This window comes from Rhodococcus sp. IEGM 1406 (assembly GCF_030056745.1).
In the GTDB taxonomy this organism is placed as follows: domain Bacteria; phylum Actinomycetota; class Actinomycetes; order Mycobacteriales; family Mycobacteriaceae; genus Rhodococcus_F; species Rhodococcus_F erythropolis.
In genome coordinates this window covers 1,135,179-1,151,277 of record NZ_JASHKO010000001.1, presented here as the reverse complement: position 1 = coordinate 1,151,277, position 16,099 = coordinate 1,135,179, and the positions used below count along the sequence as shown (strand labels likewise).

Below are 16,099 nucleotides of genomic sequence, written 5' to 3'. Positions count from 1 at the left end.
AACAGAAAATCTGCCGCCCACATGTTGTGGACGGCAGATTCTCGGCTATCGATTTTCGGCGCTTTGCAGCTTTCGGTGTTCAGGGGCGGCTGAGCGCGCTCGCGTTGTCGTTGTCGCGAGTGGCCGTCGAACCTGCGGTGCTCTCGAGCATCCCCTCGAGGACGTTCTTGCCGATCGACGTTTCCTTGGGAAGCGCGATCGGGTAGGTCCCGTCGAAGCAGGCGGCGCACAGACGGCTGGCCGGCTGCTCGGTCGCGGCGATCATGCCTTCGGTGGAGATGTATCCGAGCGTGTCCGCTCCGATGGAACGACGCACACCGTCGAGCATTTCCTCGAACGTCGCGTCCTGTCCGCCTGCTCCGTTGGCAATCAATTCGGCCGGTGAGGCGAAGTCGATGCCGTAGAAGCAGGGCCACTTGACCGGCGGCGAGGCGATACGGACGTGAATTTCGAGGGCGCCGGCTTCGCGGAGCATCCGGATGAGCGCACGCTGAGTGTTACCGCGGACGATCGAATCGTCCACCACCACAAGCCGCTTGCCGCGGATGACTTCCTTGAGCGGGTTGAGCTTGAGCCTGATACCGAGCTGACGGATCGTCTGCGACGGCTGGATGAAGGTACGGCCGACGTAAGCGTTCTTCATCAAACCCTGGCCGTAAGGAATGCCCGAACCCTGGGCGTACCCGACGGCGGCGGGGGTGCCGGACTCGGGAACGGGGATGACCAGATCGCCTTCGGCGGGGTGCTCGCTGGCGAGCAGACGGCCGATCTCGACGCGGGTCGAGTGGACCGAACGGCCACCGATGACGCTGTCGGGACGCGCGAGGTAGACGTACTCGAAGACACAACCCTTGGGAGTCGGGTTCGCGAAACGCGAGGAGCGGACGCCGTCTGCGTCGATCGCGAGAAGCTCACCGGGTTCGATGTCGCGAACGAACGACGCGCCGACGATGTCGAGGGCTGCGGTCTCGCTGGCGACTACCCAACCGCGGTCGAGTCGACCGAGGCAGAGCGGGCGGATGCCGTGCGGATCGCGCGCTGCGTACAGCGTGTGCTCGTCCATGAAGGTGAGGCAGAACGCGCCCTCCAACGTGGGAAGCAATTCCATCGCGGCCTGTTCGATGGTGCTGTCGCCGGCAGCGTGTGCCAGGAGACCACCGATGAGGTCGGAGTCGGAAGTCGCGGCATTGGGGCGCTTGTCGTTGACCAGGCCGGCGGCACGGGTGCGGCTCGCGAGTTCAGCGGTGTTGACCAGGTTGCCGTTGTGGCCGAGCGCGATGCCGGTACCGGCAGTGGTCGTACGGAAGATGGGCTGCGCGTTCTCCCACGTCGTGGAACCGGTGGTGGAGTAACGGCAATGTCCGACGGCGACATGTCCTGGCATCGCTGCGAGAGTCTGCTCGTCGAATACCTGGCTGACCAGGCCGAGATCCTTGAACACCAACACCTGGGAGCCGTCGGCTACCGCAATGCCGGCAGCTTCTTGACCACGGTGCTGAAGTGCGTACAGGCCGTAATAAGTGAGCTTCGCCACATCCTCTCCCGGCGCCCAGACGCCGAATACACCGCATTCTTCGCGGGGCTCGTTCTCGTCCTCGTCGGACGGGTTCGAAGCGAGGAGATTTGGACTGTTGACCGACAGATCGGCACGAGTCACCGGGCGCTCCCTTTGTGGGCAGGGGTTGGGGGGCCTCCACAGTCTACGGCCATTTTGGGACACACTTCCCCTGAGGGCAGCCTTGGGCCTCAGATCACGCCGAAGCGAACCGGATGGTCTCTGTCACTACGCCAACCGGAGCAGTGGGAGCCAGTGCGCAATTTCGGGGGCGCGGCTACCTGAGGCGTCGACTCGCCCGTCACCTGCGGCCTCGGAAAACTCGAGCAGTCCGGTGACCATCTGCAACCACGTGCGAGCGTCCGTCTCGACGACGTTTGGCGGGGTTCCGCGCGTATGGCGTGGACCTTCGATGCATTGCACGGCGACAAACGGCGGCACCCGCACCTCGACGCTCGATCCTGGGGCGATCTGTTCGAGAGTGCGCGCACTCATCTTCACTGCGGCGCCGAGTTCAGCGCGAGAAGGCTTCGGAAGTTCCGGATCGCGAAGCCACGGGCCGACAGCCAGGACGGCGGCACGGAATTCGGCGGGGTCGACGGCGCGGCGAGGCGGCATCAGTTCACTCCCTGTCTTCGAGTAGCGATACGAACGGCAAGTGCCCCACCGGCATTGGTCGCAAGGTGCAGCAATGCCGGTGCGAGGACACTGCCGCCCCTGCGATGCAGCCACTCGAACAGCAATGCCGACGCGCCGGTGAATGCCACTGCAGCGGGAACGTTGTCGCCGGCACCGCGGGCGGGGGCAACGTGCCACAACCCGAAAGTCAGTGCATGAACAGCCTGCGCGGTGGGACGGTTCAGCTCACGATTCCAGACTGCGGACATCGCGCTACGGAACAACAGTTCCTCGGAAAACACCGTGCCGAAGGGGATGTGCAAGATGATCCATTCGAGGAAGTCCTCACGGCCGTCTGCTCGCTCGTCGGCAGCGAGTGTCGCACGCAAGGACGGGACAACCAGAGCGGCGCTGTAGCCGGTGAGGACCGCCCCGGCCGCGGCTCCGCCGAACTGGGCACCACCACGAATTCCGGTGTGTGCCAATCCGAGTTCCTCGCGGGTGTAACCACGTGCGAGTAAGACTCCGATGGCCGACAGACCGGCTGCGGTGTTGACCACGGCGCGAGCGCGAGGCGAAAGACCGAATGCCGGAAGCACGACGTTGCTCCAGGTGATCGCGGCGGCGGAGAGCGCGATCGAGGCGACTCCCCTCACTTCTCGGGGCCCTCGGATTTCACGGCGACAACCAACGCCGACCGCACCCGCTCGGTTTCTGCGGCCGTCCATCCCTCGGGCTGGGCGACGCTGATCCAGGCGTCCAGAACGGAGGTTCCGTAATTGTGACCGTGACCGTCCGGAACTCCCGCGGCGTTACCGAGGTCTGCAGACACCTGCCAGAACGTCACGACCGGGAACCATTTCATCGACGGTGAGCGGTCGAATCCCGGTACTTCCTTGAGCCACTCGGGCCGGTTGAACATGAGGTCGGGTGACCACCACACCACCGGATCGGAAGGATGCTGGACAAACAGAACTCGCGGCTGCGGCCACGTCATACCGTCGGTCGGGATGTCTTCGGAGCGATCCGCGAACCGGACTCCGGCCAGACCGTCCGCGTACACGGGCGCCACTTCGGGAGTGCCGGGATCGCGCCTCTTCTCGATCGAACGCCACAACTGCGTCGCGTTCGGTGGACCTACCCACAGAATTCCGTCGGCGGTATCGCGCGCCGCTTGCAGTGTGTCGAATGCCCCCGCGCCGGCCATGACGCCGAGGCTCTCGCCGTAGACCATGAACTTCGGCCTGGTGGCTTCCGGTTCCTGAAGCCATCTTTCGTGTACCCGCTCGATCAACAGGCGACCGGCAGCTTGCGCCTTCTCCTGGTCTGCGAGGAACGAGATCCAACTCGGCAGGTACGAGTACTGGCTGGCGACGAGAGCAGTGTCGCCGCCATGTACAAGCTCGATTGCCTGTGCCGCAGTGGGATTGACCCACCCTGTACCTGTCGTCGGAATGACCACGAGGACCTTGCGTTGGAAGGCGCCGGTTCGCTCCAGTTCCTTGATGACCAGATCCATACGCTCTTCGGGATCTTCGGCGCTTTCGAGTCCGGCATACACGCGAATCGGATCCATCGCAGGGTTACCGGTTGCCGCTTCGAGTTCCTGGGCGTCCAGTCCACGCGAGACGAAGTTGCGCCCCTCGAACCCCAATGTGTCCCAGGGAGCAGCAGATTCGGGGCTGCCCGATTTCATCGGATCCTGCGGTTCGACGACGCCGTCTCGAGTGGTCGAGTTCTGCAGACTGAAGATCGAGTTGGTCGCGGCATAGATTCCGCGGACGAGGACGCCGTCGACCAACATGAAGAACAGGACGGTGACAACCAGGACGCCGACACCATTGGCCACAGACCGCGACCAGTGGAACCGCCGCATCAGCTGTCGGGCAATCAGTTTCACCAGATCGTGGAGGACCCGCCAGATCGAGATGAGCAGGCCGCCGATGAAGAGGCTCAATCCGAGGGTTCGGATGTAGCCGGAGGTGGTCGTGCCTTCGGCGTCGGTCAGCGCCGCAATTTCGCGTTGCCACCCGGCGGCGTAGACCAACATGATGATCGCCGCGACGATGGATGCGACCGGTACGAAGACCTTGATCGCGGAAGGCACCGGCTCGGGCAGGGGCCACCACCGTCGACCGCTGAGCAGGTATCGCTCCACAGCCCAACCGATCGCGGTGCCGACGCCGTAGCCGATGGCCGAGTTGATGCCGCCGATCAGACCTTGGAAGAGCCAATCGCGCGGCAGCAACGACGGCGTCAGAGACCAGCAGAAGAAGAACGCGGCAAACGCGATGCCGGTGAAGTCGAGTTTGAGGAGCCCCCACGCCCACTCGGTGAAGCGGTTGTCGAACTTCTCGAGAGATGCGGGAACAGCCAGCCGCAGGTGGTGTTCCTGCGGCTGGCTGTCAGAAGAAGTCAGTTCTCCGGAATCGACCATCTATCACCCGAACAGTGCGGGCAGCGTTCCCTCGAAGGCCTCACGGAGCTTGGCCATCGTGACGGAGAAGTGTCCCTGGACCTCGACGGAGTCGCTGCCCTCGTCGACGACCCCGATACGCGTCCACGGCAAGCCGCGAGCGGTGCACATACCGGTGAAGCGGGTCTCCTCGGTGCGAGGAACCGCAACCAGGACGCGTCCGGACGATTCCGAGAACAGGGTCACGAACGGATCTGCGCCCTCGGGAATCAGGATGCGGCAACCGGTTTCACCGGCCAGCGCGGCTTCGACGACAGCCTGGGCCAGTCCACCCTCGGAGAGGTCGTGAGCTGCGGTGACCAGTCCGTCACGCGAGGAGGCGAGCAGGATGTCCGCAAGCAGCTGCTCCCGGGCGAGGTCGACCTTCGGCGGCACGCCACCGAGGTGACCGTGCTCGACCTGCGACCAGATGGAACCGTCGAACTCGTCGTGGGTGTCGCCGAGCAGGATCAGCGTCTCGCCAGGCTCGAGTCCGAGGCCCGTCGGGATACGGCGGTGAACGTCGTCGATCACACCGAGGACGGCAACCACCGGCGTCGGCAGGATGGCCGTGGATCCGGTCTGGTTGTAGAAGCTGACGTTGCCGCCGGTGACGGGGATGCCGAGGGTGGCGCAGCCGTCGGCGAGGCCGCGAACAGCCTGCTGGAACTGCCACATGACACCCGGGTCCTCGGGCGAACCGAAGTTCAAGCAGTTGGAGACGGCCTTGGGCGTTGCGCCCGTGACTGCCACGTTGCGGAAAGCCTCGGCCAATGCGAGCTGCGCGCCGGTGTACGGATCGAGCGCGGTGTAGCGGCCCGAAGCGTCGGTGGACAGTGCGATTCCGCGTCCGGTCTTCTCGTCGATGCGGATGACACCGCCGTCGGCGTTCTCGGCCAGGACGGTGTTACCGCGGACGTAGCGGTCGTACTGCTCGGTGATCCACTTGCGGCTGCACAGGGCAGGCGAGGCGATCATCTTCAGCAGGGTCGCTTCGAGCTCGGCGTCGGTTTCGGGACGCTTCAGTCCGGCGGTCGTGTTCGCGATCAACGCGTCCTGGCTTGCCGGGCGCTCGACGGGACGGTTGTAGACCGGGCCCTCGTGAGCGACGGTGCGCGGGGGAACGTCGACGACGGTCTCGCCGTGCCAGGAGATGGTGAGGTGCTCACCGTCGGTGACCTCGCCGATGTCGGTGGCCAGGACGTCCCACTTCTTGCAGACCTCCATGAACGCATCGACGTTCTCGGGAGTGACCACGGCGCACATGCGCTCCTGCGATTCGCTCGAGAGCACCTCGGCGGGGGTCATGCCGGTGGCGCGCATCGGAACCTTCTCGAGGTTGATGTGCATGCCGCCGTCACCCGCTGCAGCCAACTCGGAGGTGGCGCAGGACAGTCCGGCGCCGCCGAGGTCCTGGATACCGACAACGAGGCCGGCCTTGTAAAGGTCGAGACAGCACTCGATGAGCACCTTCTCGGTGAACGGGTCGCCAACCTGAACCGCGGGCAGCTTCTTACGTCCGCCGGTGTCTCCACCCTCGTCGTCGAACGTCGCCGACGCAAGGACCGAGACGCCGCCGATGCCGTCGAGACCGGTGCGTGCGCCGAACAGGATGATCTTGTTGCCTGCACCCGAAGCGAAGGCCAGATGCAGATCCTCGACGCGCATGACGCCGGCTGCCAGTGCGTTGACCAGCGGGTTGCCTGCGTAGGACTCGTCGAAGACCGTCTCGCCGCCGATGTTGGGGAGGCCGAGGGAGTTTCCGTATCCACCGACACCACGCACGACACCGTCGACGACGCGACGGGTATCGGGGGCGTCGGCAGCACCGAACCGAAGCTGATCCATGACGGCGATCGGACGAGCACCCATGGCCATGATGTCGCGGACGATGCCGCCGACACCGGTTGCCGCACCCTGGTAGGGCTCGACGTACGACGGGTGGTTGTGGCTCTCGACCTTGAACGTGACTGCCCAGCCGTCACCGATGTCGACGACGCCGGCGTTCTCGCCGATACCGGCCAGCATGTTGGCGCGCATCTCGTCGGTGGTGGTCTTGCCGAAGTATCCGAGGTGGACCTTCGAGGACTTGTACGAGCAGTGCTCGCTCCACATCACCGAGTACATCGCCAGTTCGGCGTCCGTGGGACGGCGGCCCAGGATCTCCTTGATGCGTGCGTATTCGTCGTCCTTGAGACCGAGCTCCTTGAACGGCTGAGCGGCATCGGGATCAGCCGATGCGTGCGTGACGGTATCGACCTGGTGAGCAGACACTGGAGAGTGGTCCCTTCCCTACGGGAGTCAAGAGGCAAGCCGGCGCGGAGCGGGACACCACGAATGTGCCCAACGAAAGAACGTGCCGGGGGACAGTCTATCGGTGTGGGCCGACGACTTCCGCAGACGGCAGCACCCGCAACACCTCCGGGCCTGCGAAGTATCGCCCGTCACACCCACCCCGGTTTGGGTAATCCGGTCGGTTTTCTTAAGGTCAGGCCGGTTCATTCTTTCCCTCGAAAGGTCTCGCATGCCCCAGGATGTTCGTCAAGCCGACCTCACGGCACAGTCCCAGTCGGTGACCACTCCCCTCACTCCGGCTGCAATTTTCCTGGTCGCGACCGTGAATCCGGGTGGCGAGAACACCACACGAGAACTGCTCGCCGATGTCGCCGGTCTGCAGCGGGCTGTGGGGCTGCGTGTCCCTGGATCGGGTTTGGACGTCGTGACGAGCATCGGTTCGCTGGCCTGGGATCGACTGTTCGCCGGTCAGCGCCCTGCGCTGCTGCACCCGTTCACCGCTTTGCAGGGTGACGTTCACTCGGCGCCGTCGACTCCCGGTGATCTGCTCTTCCACATCCGCGCGATGAGCATGGACGCGTGTTTCGAGGTGGCTCGGCAGATCACGAAGCGACTGCACGGCGCGGCCACGGTGGTCGACGAGGTTCACGGCTTCCAGTACTTCGAGAACCGCGACCTCATCGGCTTCGTCGACGGCACCGAGAATCCGGTCGGCCGCGACGCCGTCGCCGCAGTGACGGTCGGCGACGAGGATCCTGCGTTCACCGGCGGCAGCTACGTCCATATCCAGCGCTACATCCACAAGATGCGCGATTGGGAAGCAATCACCGTCGACGAGCAGGAGCGTGTGATCGGGCGCAGCAAGCTCGAGGACATCGAGATGACGTCCGACGTGAAGCCGGCCAACTCGCACGTCGCGCTCAACGCGATCAAGGACGAGAACGGCAAGGCTCTAGAGATCCTGCGTGCCAACATGCCGTACGGGCGCCTCGGTGACGACGAGATCGGCACCTATTTCATCGGCTACTGCCGCACGCCTGCGATCACCGAACGGATGCTGGAGAACATGTTTCTCGGCGACCCCCGCGGCAACTACGACCGACTACTCGACTTCTCGACGGCCGTGACGGGCTCGATGTTCTTCACACCGAGCGCCGACTTCTTCGAGGGTCTCCCGGCCGCACCCGCCGGGCTCTCAGCACTTTAACTACGCGACCTCTAACTTCGAGGCGTGAGGAAGGCACCGAGCGCGTCGGCATACATGCGGACGTCTGCCGCGCCCATCAACTCGCGGGCCGAGTGCATCGCGAGCTGGGGCGCGCCGACGTCGACGGTGGACAGTCCGGTCCGTGATGCCGTGATGGGTCCGATGGTGGAGCCGCACGGCAGATCGGCGCGGTGGACGTAGCGCTGCATCGGCACTCCCGCCTGATCACACGCGAGCGCGAATTCGCCTGCACCGGCCGCATCGGTGGCGTATCGCAGGTTCTGGTTCACCTTGAGTACAGGCCCACCGTTGATCTCGATCCGATGAGCGGGCTCATGGCGGTCCGGGTAGTTGGGGTGCGTCGCGTGAGCCATGTCGCCCGACGCACACACCGAGCCCGCCATCGCCTGCAGGAATTCTTCGCGGCCACCACCGCGCCCCAACACGATCCGTTCGAGCACGGTGTTCAGCAGATCTGAGAAAGCTCCACGGTCGGACATGCTGCCGACCTCTTCATGATCGAAGAGTGCGAGCACCGGGACCTGCTGACCGGGCGACTCGACTGCGGCCAGAAGTGCTTGTGTCCCTGCATAACACGTGCCCTGATTGTCCAGCCGAGGGGCGCTGACCAATTCCTTGTCCACCCCCACGACTGCGCTGGGCGCAAGATCGTGTGTCATCAATTCCCAGCCGAGAACCGACGACGCGGCTACACCCGCACGCTCGGCGACAAATCCGATGAACGACTTGGGTTTCGAACCCACTCCCCAGATTCCGTTGACGTGCCGCTGCGGATCCAGCGTCACGCCCTTGCGATCTTCGGACAGGTGGATAGCCAACTGCGGAACACGCAGAATCGGGTCGTCGATGCGAACCAGCTTCTGCTCCACCGTGTTTCCCACCCGGACACTCAATCGGCCGGAGATACCGAGATCGCGGTCGAGCCAAGAGTTCAGCCACGCACCGCCATACGGTTCGAGGCCCACCATCTGCCACCCGGCCGAAGTGAGGTCGGGATGCTGTTTGACCCGCAGATTCGGGCTGTCGGTGTGACCTCCGACGATCCGGAACGGAGCGGTGTTTCCCACGCCCTCGGTGCTCCAGGCAATCAGCGAACCACCGCGCACGAGGAAGTACCGTCCGGGCTCGGCGGGCCACGACTGCGTTTCGTGGACTTCGACGAACCCGCCGGCCGTCAGCTCGGTCGCCACCGTCGCGCACACATGGAACGGCGACGGTGACGAATCGACGAAGCTGCACAGGCCGACTGCGTCGGCCCCGGTCCGAGAAGTCTGAGAAGTCATGCCCCTCATCATGCCCGAATCGGTGCCCGCGAAATCAGTGGGCACGAAATCAGTGGGCGCGAATCGGGTGAGCTCAGAACCTGTCAGCTCAGGCGTGAGGACCGGACACGCAGAACTGGTTCCCATCAGGATCGAGGAGCGTCACCCAACGGAAACCGTCCATGTTCTCGCGGTGGTGCTCGGTTGCTCCGGCCTCGACGAGCCGCGCCACCTCGGCGTCGAGATCCGGACTCCCCAAATCGAGATGGATGCGATTCTTGCCGGCCGTGGGGTCCGGGACCTTCTGGAATGCGAAGTTGGTGGCGCTGTCAGGGACCGCGACGATGTAGAACCAACCGTCGTTCTCCTCGACGATGTTTCCGCCCAACTGCGCCGCCCACCACGTTGCGAGCGGACCGGGATCGAGACTGTCGAAAGTGATCATGCCGAGTGTGAGAGTCATGCGCACAAGCTAATACAAGCCACCGACAAAGAGTCTCGATCTCGGGCTGAGATGAGACGATCCTCGAATACGATTCACAACGCTGCGCGACCGTGTTGCAGAACCACTCTTCGCAGTTTTCATCGCGACCGGATTACTCCGGAGCGTCCTGATCACCTTCACCGCAACAGGTCTTGCCGTCGGCCTTCTCGCGGCCGCCCTGCTTTATGTCCGGAACTACTCGCTCACACGAACGAACTAGCGGGCGCGGAGATCACTCGACCGCTTCGAGTTCCGCGACACTTCCGTCCGAGATCACTCGGACGTGGCGGGTGATCTTCTCGATCGGCCAGTCCCACCACGCAATTCGCACCAACTTCTCGATGTCTTCAGCGCTGAAGCGGCGCTTGATCTCCATTGCCGGGTTGCCGCCGACAATTGCGTAGTCCGGGACGTCGCGCGTTACGACGGCGCCGGTGGACACGATCGACCCGTGGCCGATCCGGACACCGGGCATGACTGTCACGTTCCCGCCGAACCACACGTCGTTCCCCACGACGGTGTCACCGCGCGACGGCAAATCCTGCACCAAATCCATGTGCCGGGCCCAATCGCCGCCCATGATCGGGAACGGGTAAGTGGAGACACCGTTCATACGATGGTTCGCGCCGTTCATGATGAAGGTGACACCGGTGGCCAGGGCGCAGAACTTTCCGATCACCAGTTTGTCGGGACCGTAGTGATGCAACACGTTTCGAGTCTCGAACTCTTCGGCGAACTCCGGATCGTCGTAGTAGGTGTACTCCCCTACCTCGATCAACGGGTTGTCGATCAACGGCTTCAGCAACACCACTCGTGGTTGCCCGGCCATCGGATGAACATTTGTGGGATCTGGCGCGTTCACTGCTTACTCCGATCCGCCGGCGCGGTGTCGCCGACCGCAGCAAGACTATCCGGTTCCTGCTGCGGTCGACCGACCACCGAAAACGTTCCGGTGTCAGCCCAGGAGGCCCTTGGCGATATGGGTGACCTGAATTTCGTTGCTGCCCGCATAGATCATGAGCGACTTGGCATCACGCGCCAACTGCTCGACTCGGTATTCGGCCATGTAGCCGTTTCCACCGAACAGCTGTACGGCTTCCATCGCGACCTCGGTCGCTGCGCGCGACGAGTACAGCTTCATCGCCGACGCCTCCGCCAGGCTCACTTTGTCTCCGGCCGCGGTGCGTTCGATCGCGTTGAAGACCATGTTCTGCACGTTGATTCGAGCGACCTCCATCTCGGCGAGCTTGAGCTGGATGAGCTGGAACTGCCCGATCTCACGTCCCCACAGTTTGCGGGACTTCGCGTATTCGATGCTCAGACGGTGGCATTCGTTGATGATGCCGAGCGAAAGGGACGCGATGCCGATCCGTTCGGCGGCAAAGCTCTCCTTGGCGCTGGACTTTCCGTCGGACTTTCCGCTGTCCTCGGTTTCGCCGAGCAGACGATCCTTGGTGATGCGGACGTTGTCGAAGAACAGCTCACCGGTGGGCGAGGAGTTCATTCCCATCTTCTTGAACGGCGGGCTCTGTGTGAGCCCCTCCATGCCCTTGTCGAGGATGAAGGCGAGCACCTTGCGGTCACGACGATCAACCGAAGCGTCCCCCTCGTCGAGCTTTGCGTAGACGATCATCACGTCGGCGTACGGACCGTTGGTGATGAAGGTCTTGTTGCCGTTGAGGATGTAGTCGTCACCGTCGCGGCGTACGTAGGACTTCATACCGCCGAAGGCATCCGAGCCGGAGTCCGGTTCGGTGATCGCCCATGCACCGACGGTTTCGAAAGTCACCAAGCCGGGGAGCCAGCGTTCCTTCTGCGCGAGAGTGCCGCGGCTGCGGATAGTTCCGGCGGCCAATCCGAGGCTGACGCCCAACGACGCGACAAGGCCGAGGCTGACGCCGGCCAATTCGCTGTTGAGCACAACGCCCATGCTGCCTGCGCCGCTGAAGGCGCTCGACTTCTCACCGTCACCGGACGGAGTATCGCCGCGCTCGCGTGCGAGCGACTTCTCGAGGCCCTCGCGTGCCATGTCGGCCAGACCGAAGGTCGAGTACAGCTTGCGAATGATGTCGAACGGCGGCAGCGCACCACTTTCGAGCTCGTCGACGTGAGGTCGCACCTCTTTGTCGATAAAGCCCCGCAAGGCGTCGCGGAACATCAGGTCGGTGTCGGACCACTCGTACATGTGCCTGAACTCCAGTCGGTGAACGATCGAGAGACTGCCGAACGGCAGCCACACACCGAATATAGAACACGTTCCAAAACCGGAACAGGATTCAGCTGATCAGTCCCATTCGCTGCGAGATCCACGTCAGCTCCTGCTCGACGCCGGCCGACCACACCGAAAAGCTGTGACCACCGGGAAGCTCGAGATATCTGGCGTCCATTCCGGCCGCTTTGGCCGCTTCGTACACCTTTTGCTGGCCGGGCTTGAACTCGTTGTCATCTGTTCCGACCACGAACACTCCGCCCGAGTTCGGGAACTTCCGGGTCGCCAGCAGGTCCATCGGATTCACCTTCACGAATGCCGCCTCGTCGCCGCCGAATATCTCGTCGACGGTTCGCTGTCGGTCACCGAGCGAGGGCTCCAACTGACCGGAGAGATCGAGGAACGTCGGATACACGTCGGGGTAGTTGGTAGCCATCTGCAGCGAGCAGGTACCGCCGTAAGAGAGTCCACCGATGGCCCACGCCCTCGGGTTCGTGTCGATCTGGAACGCCTTCGCCACCGCAGCGGGCAAGTCCTTTGCCAGATACGTGCCGACCTTGCCCTGCGACGAGTCGGTGCACAGCGGATTGGCCATCTGCGAGCCTGTTCCATCGGCTATCACGACGACCGGAGCCAACCCCTCGTGATCCCGGGCAAAAGCATCCATTGTCGCGGTCAGCTTTCCGCCCTGGAGCCAGTCCTCCGGCTTGCCAGGCTGACCGGCCATGAGCACGAGCACGGGAAGAAGCGGACGCGGATTGGTGAAGTACGACGGCGGCAGATACACCTGGGCATCGCGCGCGGAGAATCCCGAAATCGTTCCGGGAACAGGCAAAGTCGTGACTCGTCCGCGAATCGGCATGCCTTCCGGCGCTTTCCACACCGTGTCGGTGGGATCGCCGGTGACAACAGGATCCGTCGGACCGGGAACTTCGCTGAGTGAAATGCGGTCGAAATCGTCGTGTCCGAAGGCAATTCCCACTGTCGGGTAGGCAGCAAAGACCAGATTGATCTGCGTCGCGGCGGTGACGATGACCAGCAAAGTCGCAACCACAGACAGCGCCGCCTTGGCTACGGTTCCGCCCGCTTTGATTCGCGGCCCGAGAAGTAGCAGCGCGTAGATACCGATTCCGATCCACACGTAGATCGACATCTCGATGGGATCCGGGAACGGCACGATCACCTTTTCGACGGTGATCCAGACGGCGATCATGATCACCAGCGCGATCAGCCCCGCGATCGGTACCGCTCTGCGGTAGTACCAGCGGACGTTCGAACCGAGCAGCCACACACCACCCAGGACCCCGAGCACAGTCAGGATCACCGGCAGTGGTCCCGAGATCAAACTGATTCGGTAGAGCCAGTCCACGTCAAGCCTCTCGCACGTAGAAATGTCGCACGCACGAGGCTAGACGACGACGCTGGTACGGCGACGGCGCTAGTACTGTGTATCAGGTGACATTCATCAAGGTCTGTGGGCTGCGGGACGCTGACACGGTCGACCTCGCGGTGGGCCTGGGCGTCGACGCCATCGGTTTCGTCTTCGCCGAGAGCGTCCGCAAAGTCGACCCCGCACTCGCAGTCGATCTTCTTGCACGAATCCCCGAACACATCCGGGCAATCGGAGTATTTCTCGGCAACCCGATCGATCAGGTCCTCGAGATCGCCGAGATCACCGGTCTTCGTACCGTGCAGATTCACGATCTGGTCGACGCCGAGCAAGTGCAGCGCTTGCACGACGCCGGCCTCACTGTCATCCGCGCTGTTGTCTCCATCAACGTCCCCGACGGTTACAACCTCGACCTCGGCGAGGACGAACTTCTGATCGACGGCGCCGACGCCGGATCCGGGGTGCCGTGGGACTGGGCACAACAGCAATCGCGCCCCCAAGGCCAGTGGATCCTGGCGGGCGGACTGTCCCCGGAGAACGTGCGCGACGCGCTGGATGCCACCGGCGCCTGGGGCGTCGATGTCTCCAGCGGCGTCGAGTCTTCCCGCGGCGTCAAGGACCACGCTTTGATCGAGAAGTTCGTCAGCGCTGTCCGGCAGACCGATCACTCGAAATAGGACGCGTAGTCACTGAAGGCGACTTGACCGGTGGGACTGGACTTCACGGCGTCGGCAACGGCAGGCGGAATGGGAGCCCAGTGCGCAGGCATGGCCGCCGCCAGTGACGGCTTCAAGATGTAGAGCAGTGCGAAGTTCACTATCCAGAGCGGCGGCGCCATCGACATGCCAACTTCCGAACTCACATCGCCTTTGGTGTTGGTCACCAGCTGTGCTTCTCCCGAAATCTGTTGCGCTGCAAATCCGTAGACTGCCTGCACCGTGTATGCCGACTGATAGAGCGCAATCAGAGTGTGCGTCGCACCGTTGTTGCGCAACCAGGTGCCCACAAAACCGCCAGGGGCGATCAGCGTATTCACCTGTCGCGTCGGCGCATCCGCGTTAGCCGGACTCTCCAGCAATCCGTCGGGATTCACGTACAACCCGTAACTGGCCAGAACCGACGGCGTAGTGCCGGAATAGAGGGGCCGCCCGTTCGTATTGGTGAGAATCCGGGCGCATTCGTCGATCACCTCGGCATCCTCGAGATTGCCACCGACCCCACCGCCGGCCATGAGGTCGCGATACTGCTCCTCGGTCAAAGCGTCGGCTGGCTCGAGTCCGATCTGCGCGGCAATCTTTTCCGCAGTCTGCTGACCGAGCGGCTGGTTGAGTTGATCCGGAGTAGTCATCTGCGTGGGCGCGACGCTCTCGTAGACCGGTGCCCCGGCAAAAGGGATCACGAACCCGGTATCGACATTCTCTGCAACCGGTTGCGCGCCGGCCATCTGAGTGGTGGCAAACGAAAGTACGCACACCCCAACCAAAGCCAGAACCGAGACCGTCCCGCGATGAGATCTTGCTCGGTGTGATTCTTGTCCACGTCTACAGCCCTCGCCTGAGAAAGCCTTGCCTGCAATTCCATTGCCGCGCATAGGTCAACCTCCCGGGACACAGTCCGGCGAATCAACTCGAGCTTGCATCTCAGTCAAACGCTGTGACCAGCGCCGTGTCAAGACACTGGCCAGGTCGGGGCACCTACGGCGACAGCTCGCTCGATACAGTCGACAGCTCGCCCGCTACAGTGATGCTTCCAACTGAAGTGACCTCACCCCATTTGACCGCTCGTGTTGTGCGCGTCAATTGCAGGACATCTCTGGAGGCGAGCAGTGTCTGACAAGCGCGGGACCGTGTTGATCACCGGCGTCGGCCGGAGCAAGTCGATCGGAGCAAGCCTCGCATTGGGTCTCGCCGAGGATGGTTGGGATCTGACGATCGGCTACTGGGCGCCTTATGACGAACGCGTCGGGTTCGTCCGCGGAGCGCACGATCCGCAGGACGTTGCCGAGAAGTGTCGCGCACTCGGGAGCCGTGTCGACCTGGTTCCCGGAGATCTGGCCTCGCCGGATGCGGCCGCACAGCTCGTTGACGCTGCCGCATCGCGGAATGACCTTCGTGGGCTGGTGCTCTCGCACTGCGAAAGCGTCGACAGCTCGATCCTCGATACCACCGTCGAGAGCTGGGAACGACATTTCGCGGTCAACGCCCGCGCCTCTTGGCTGCTGATCAAAGCGTTCGCTGAACGCCTTCCGGAGCAGCGCGACGTCAGTCAGGTGACCGGGCGGATCATCGCACTCACCAGCGACCATGCGGCCCATAATCTTCCGTACGGCGCCAGCAAGGGCGCTCTCGACCGCATCGTCATCGCCGCCGCAGTCGAACTGGGATCACGCGGCGTAAGGGCAAACGTCATCAACCCAGGACCGATCGACACAGGATGGATGACACCGGAGATCAAACAGGCCACAACCCTCCACACCCCTGCCGGCCGGCTGGGTACACCCGGCGACACTGCAGACCTCGTCCGATTTCTGATGTCCGACGCCGGAGGCTGGATAACAGGACAACTTCTTCACTCCAACGGCGGATTCAGCACGAGTTGAGCAG

At 63.4% G+C, this 16,099-nt stretch carries 14 protein-coding genes; 3 read left to right on the top strand and 11 right to left on the bottom strand.

Annotation, left to right across the window (positions count from 1 at the left end):
* Positions 1-79: 79 nt before the first annotated feature.
* From purF to purL, 5 genes are all read right to left on the bottom strand, one after another.
* Positions 80-1,657: an amidophosphoribosyltransferase gene (purF, locus tag QM596_RS05575; RefSeq protein WP_003940541.1), complete on the bottom strand. Its 1,578-nt coding sequence runs from the start codon at positions 1,655-1,657 to the stop codon at positions 80-82.
* Between the two features lie 126 nt (positions 1,658-1,783).
* Positions 1,784-2,173 carry a sterol carrier family protein gene (locus QM596_RS05570; RefSeq protein WP_003939745.1) on the bottom strand — a complete coding sequence of 130 codons (390 nt, stop codon included), beginning with the start codon at positions 2,171-2,173 and terminating at the stop codon, positions 1,784-1,786.
* On the bottom strand, positions 2,173-2,829 hold the full coding sequence (locus QM596_RS05565; RefSeq protein WP_084324887.1) for a CPBP family intramembrane glutamic endopeptidase: 657 nt from the start codon (positions 2,827-2,829) through the stop codon (positions 2,173-2,175). Before QM596_RS05565 ends, QM596_RS05570 begins: the two co-directional genes overlap by 1 nt.
* Positions 2,826-4,610: an alpha/beta hydrolase gene (locus tag QM596_RS05560; RefSeq protein ID WP_020970624.1), complete on the bottom strand. Its 1,785-nt coding sequence runs from the start codon at positions 4,608-4,610 to the stop codon at positions 2,826-2,828. Before QM596_RS05560 ends, QM596_RS05565 begins: the two co-directional genes overlap by 4 nt.
* A 3-nt stretch (positions 4,611-4,613) precedes the next feature.
* Positions 4,614-6,902, bottom strand: coding sequence for a phosphoribosylformylglycinamidine synthase subunit PurL (purL, locus tag QM596_RS05555; protein WP_019745104.1), 2,289 nt, complete (start codon positions 6,900-6,902; stop codon positions 4,614-4,616).
* Between the two features lie 250 nt (positions 6,903-7,152).
* Between purL and QM596_RS05550 the strand changes: the two genes are divergently transcribed.
* Positions 7,153-8,130, top strand: coding sequence for a Dyp-type peroxidase (locus tag QM596_RS05550; RefSeq protein ID WP_283308339.1), 978 nt, complete (start codon positions 7,153-7,155; stop codon positions 8,128-8,130).
* 11 nt (positions 8,131-8,141) lie between these two features.
* Here QM596_RS05550 and QM596_RS05545 read toward each other — a convergent pair whose 3' ends face one another.
* From QM596_RS05545 to QM596_RS05525, 5 genes are all read right to left on the bottom strand, one after another.
* The gene (locus QM596_RS05545) at positions 8,142-9,434 is read right to left on the bottom strand and encodes a M18 family aminopeptidase (RefSeq protein ID WP_024487294.1); all 1,293 of its coding nucleotides are present in this window, start codon (positions 9,432-9,434) and stop codon (positions 8,142-8,144) included.
* Between the two features lie 88 nt (positions 9,435-9,522).
* Positions 9,523-9,876 carry a VOC family protein gene (locus tag QM596_RS05540; protein ID WP_020970627.1) on the bottom strand — a complete coding sequence of 118 codons (354 nt, stop codon included), beginning with the start codon at positions 9,874-9,876 and terminating at the stop codon, positions 9,523-9,525.
* A gap of 253 nt (positions 9,877-10,129) precedes the next feature.
* Complete coding sequence (locus tag QM596_RS05535) at positions 10,130-10,726, bottom strand: CatB-related O-acetyltransferase (protein ID WP_070796070.1); 597 nt, start codon at positions 10,724-10,726, stop codon at positions 10,130-10,132.
* A 126-nt stretch (positions 10,727-10,852) separates the two neighbouring features.
* Entirely contained in the window at positions 10,853-12,082 is a 1,230-nt protein-coding gene (locus tag QM596_RS05530) for an acyl-CoA dehydrogenase family protein (protein WP_020908942.1), read from the bottom strand.
* A gap of 91 nt (positions 12,083-12,173) precedes the next feature.
* Positions 12,174-13,475 (bottom strand): alpha/beta hydrolase, encoded by a 1,302-nt coding sequence (locus QM596_RS05525; protein ID WP_080909537.1) that lies wholly within the window; start codon positions 13,473-13,475, stop codon positions 12,174-12,176.
* 86 nt (positions 13,476-13,561) lie between these two features.
* On the opposite strand from QM596_RS05525, the gene QM596_RS05520 reads away from it, so the two are divergent.
* A complete protein-coding gene (locus tag QM596_RS05520) occupies positions 13,562-14,173 on the top strand; it encodes a phosphoribosylanthranilate isomerase (protein ID WP_283308338.1) in 612 nt (203 codons plus the stop codon).
* Here the strand turns inward: QM596_RS05520 and QM596_RS05515 are convergent.
* Positions 14,161-15,087: a hypothetical protein gene (locus tag QM596_RS05515; RefSeq protein ID WP_283308337.1), complete on the bottom strand. Its 927-nt coding sequence runs from the start codon at positions 15,085-15,087 to the stop codon at positions 14,161-14,163. The two genes, QM596_RS05520 and QM596_RS05515, sit on opposite strands and share 13 nt — an antisense overlap.
* 234 nt (positions 15,088-15,321) lie before the next feature.
* Between QM596_RS05515 and QM596_RS05510 the strand changes: the two genes are divergently transcribed.
* The gene (locus tag QM596_RS05510) at positions 15,322-16,095 is read left to right on the top strand and encodes an SDR family oxidoreductase (protein WP_020970633.1); all 774 of its coding nucleotides are present in this window, start codon (positions 15,322-15,324) and stop codon (positions 16,093-16,095) included.
* Positions 16,096-16,099 lie beyond the last annotated feature (4 nt).

What these genes read in the sequence shown, in the direction of transcription:
- QM596_RS05570 (WP_003939745.1), bottom strand. Translation starts at nt 2,173, where the DNA reads ATGCCGCCTCGCCGCGCCGTCGACCCCGCCGAATTCCGTGCCGCCGTC.
- QM596_RS05560 (WP_020970624.1), bottom strand. Translation starts at nt 4,610, where the DNA reads ATGGTCGATTCCGGAGAACTGACTTCTTCTGACAGCCAGCCGCAGGAA.
- QM596_RS05550 (WP_283308339.1), top strand. Translation starts at nt 7,153, where the DNA reads ATGCCCCAGGATGTTCGTCAAGCCGACCTCACGGCACAGTCCCAGTCG.
- QM596_RS05545 (WP_024487294.1), bottom strand. Translation starts at nt 9,434, where the DNA reads ATGACTTCTCAGACTTCTCGGACCGGGGCCGACGCAGTCGGCCTGTGC.
- QM596_RS05540 (WP_020970627.1), bottom strand. Translation starts at nt 9,876, where the DNA reads ATGACTCTCACACTCGGCATGATCACTTTCGACAGTCTCGATCCCGGT.
- QM596_RS05535 (WP_070796070.1), bottom strand. Translation starts at nt 10,726, where the DNA reads ATGGCCGGGCAACCACGAGTGGTGTTGCTGAAGCCGTTGATCGACAAC.
- QM596_RS05530 (WP_020908942.1), bottom strand. Translation starts at nt 12,082, where the DNA reads ATGTACGAGTGGTCCGACACCGACCTGATGTTCCGCGACGCCTTGCGG.
- QM596_RS05515 (WP_283308337.1), bottom strand. Translation starts at nt 15,087, where the DNA reads ATGCGCGGCAATGGAATTGCAGGCAAGGCTTTCTCAGGCGAGGGCTGT.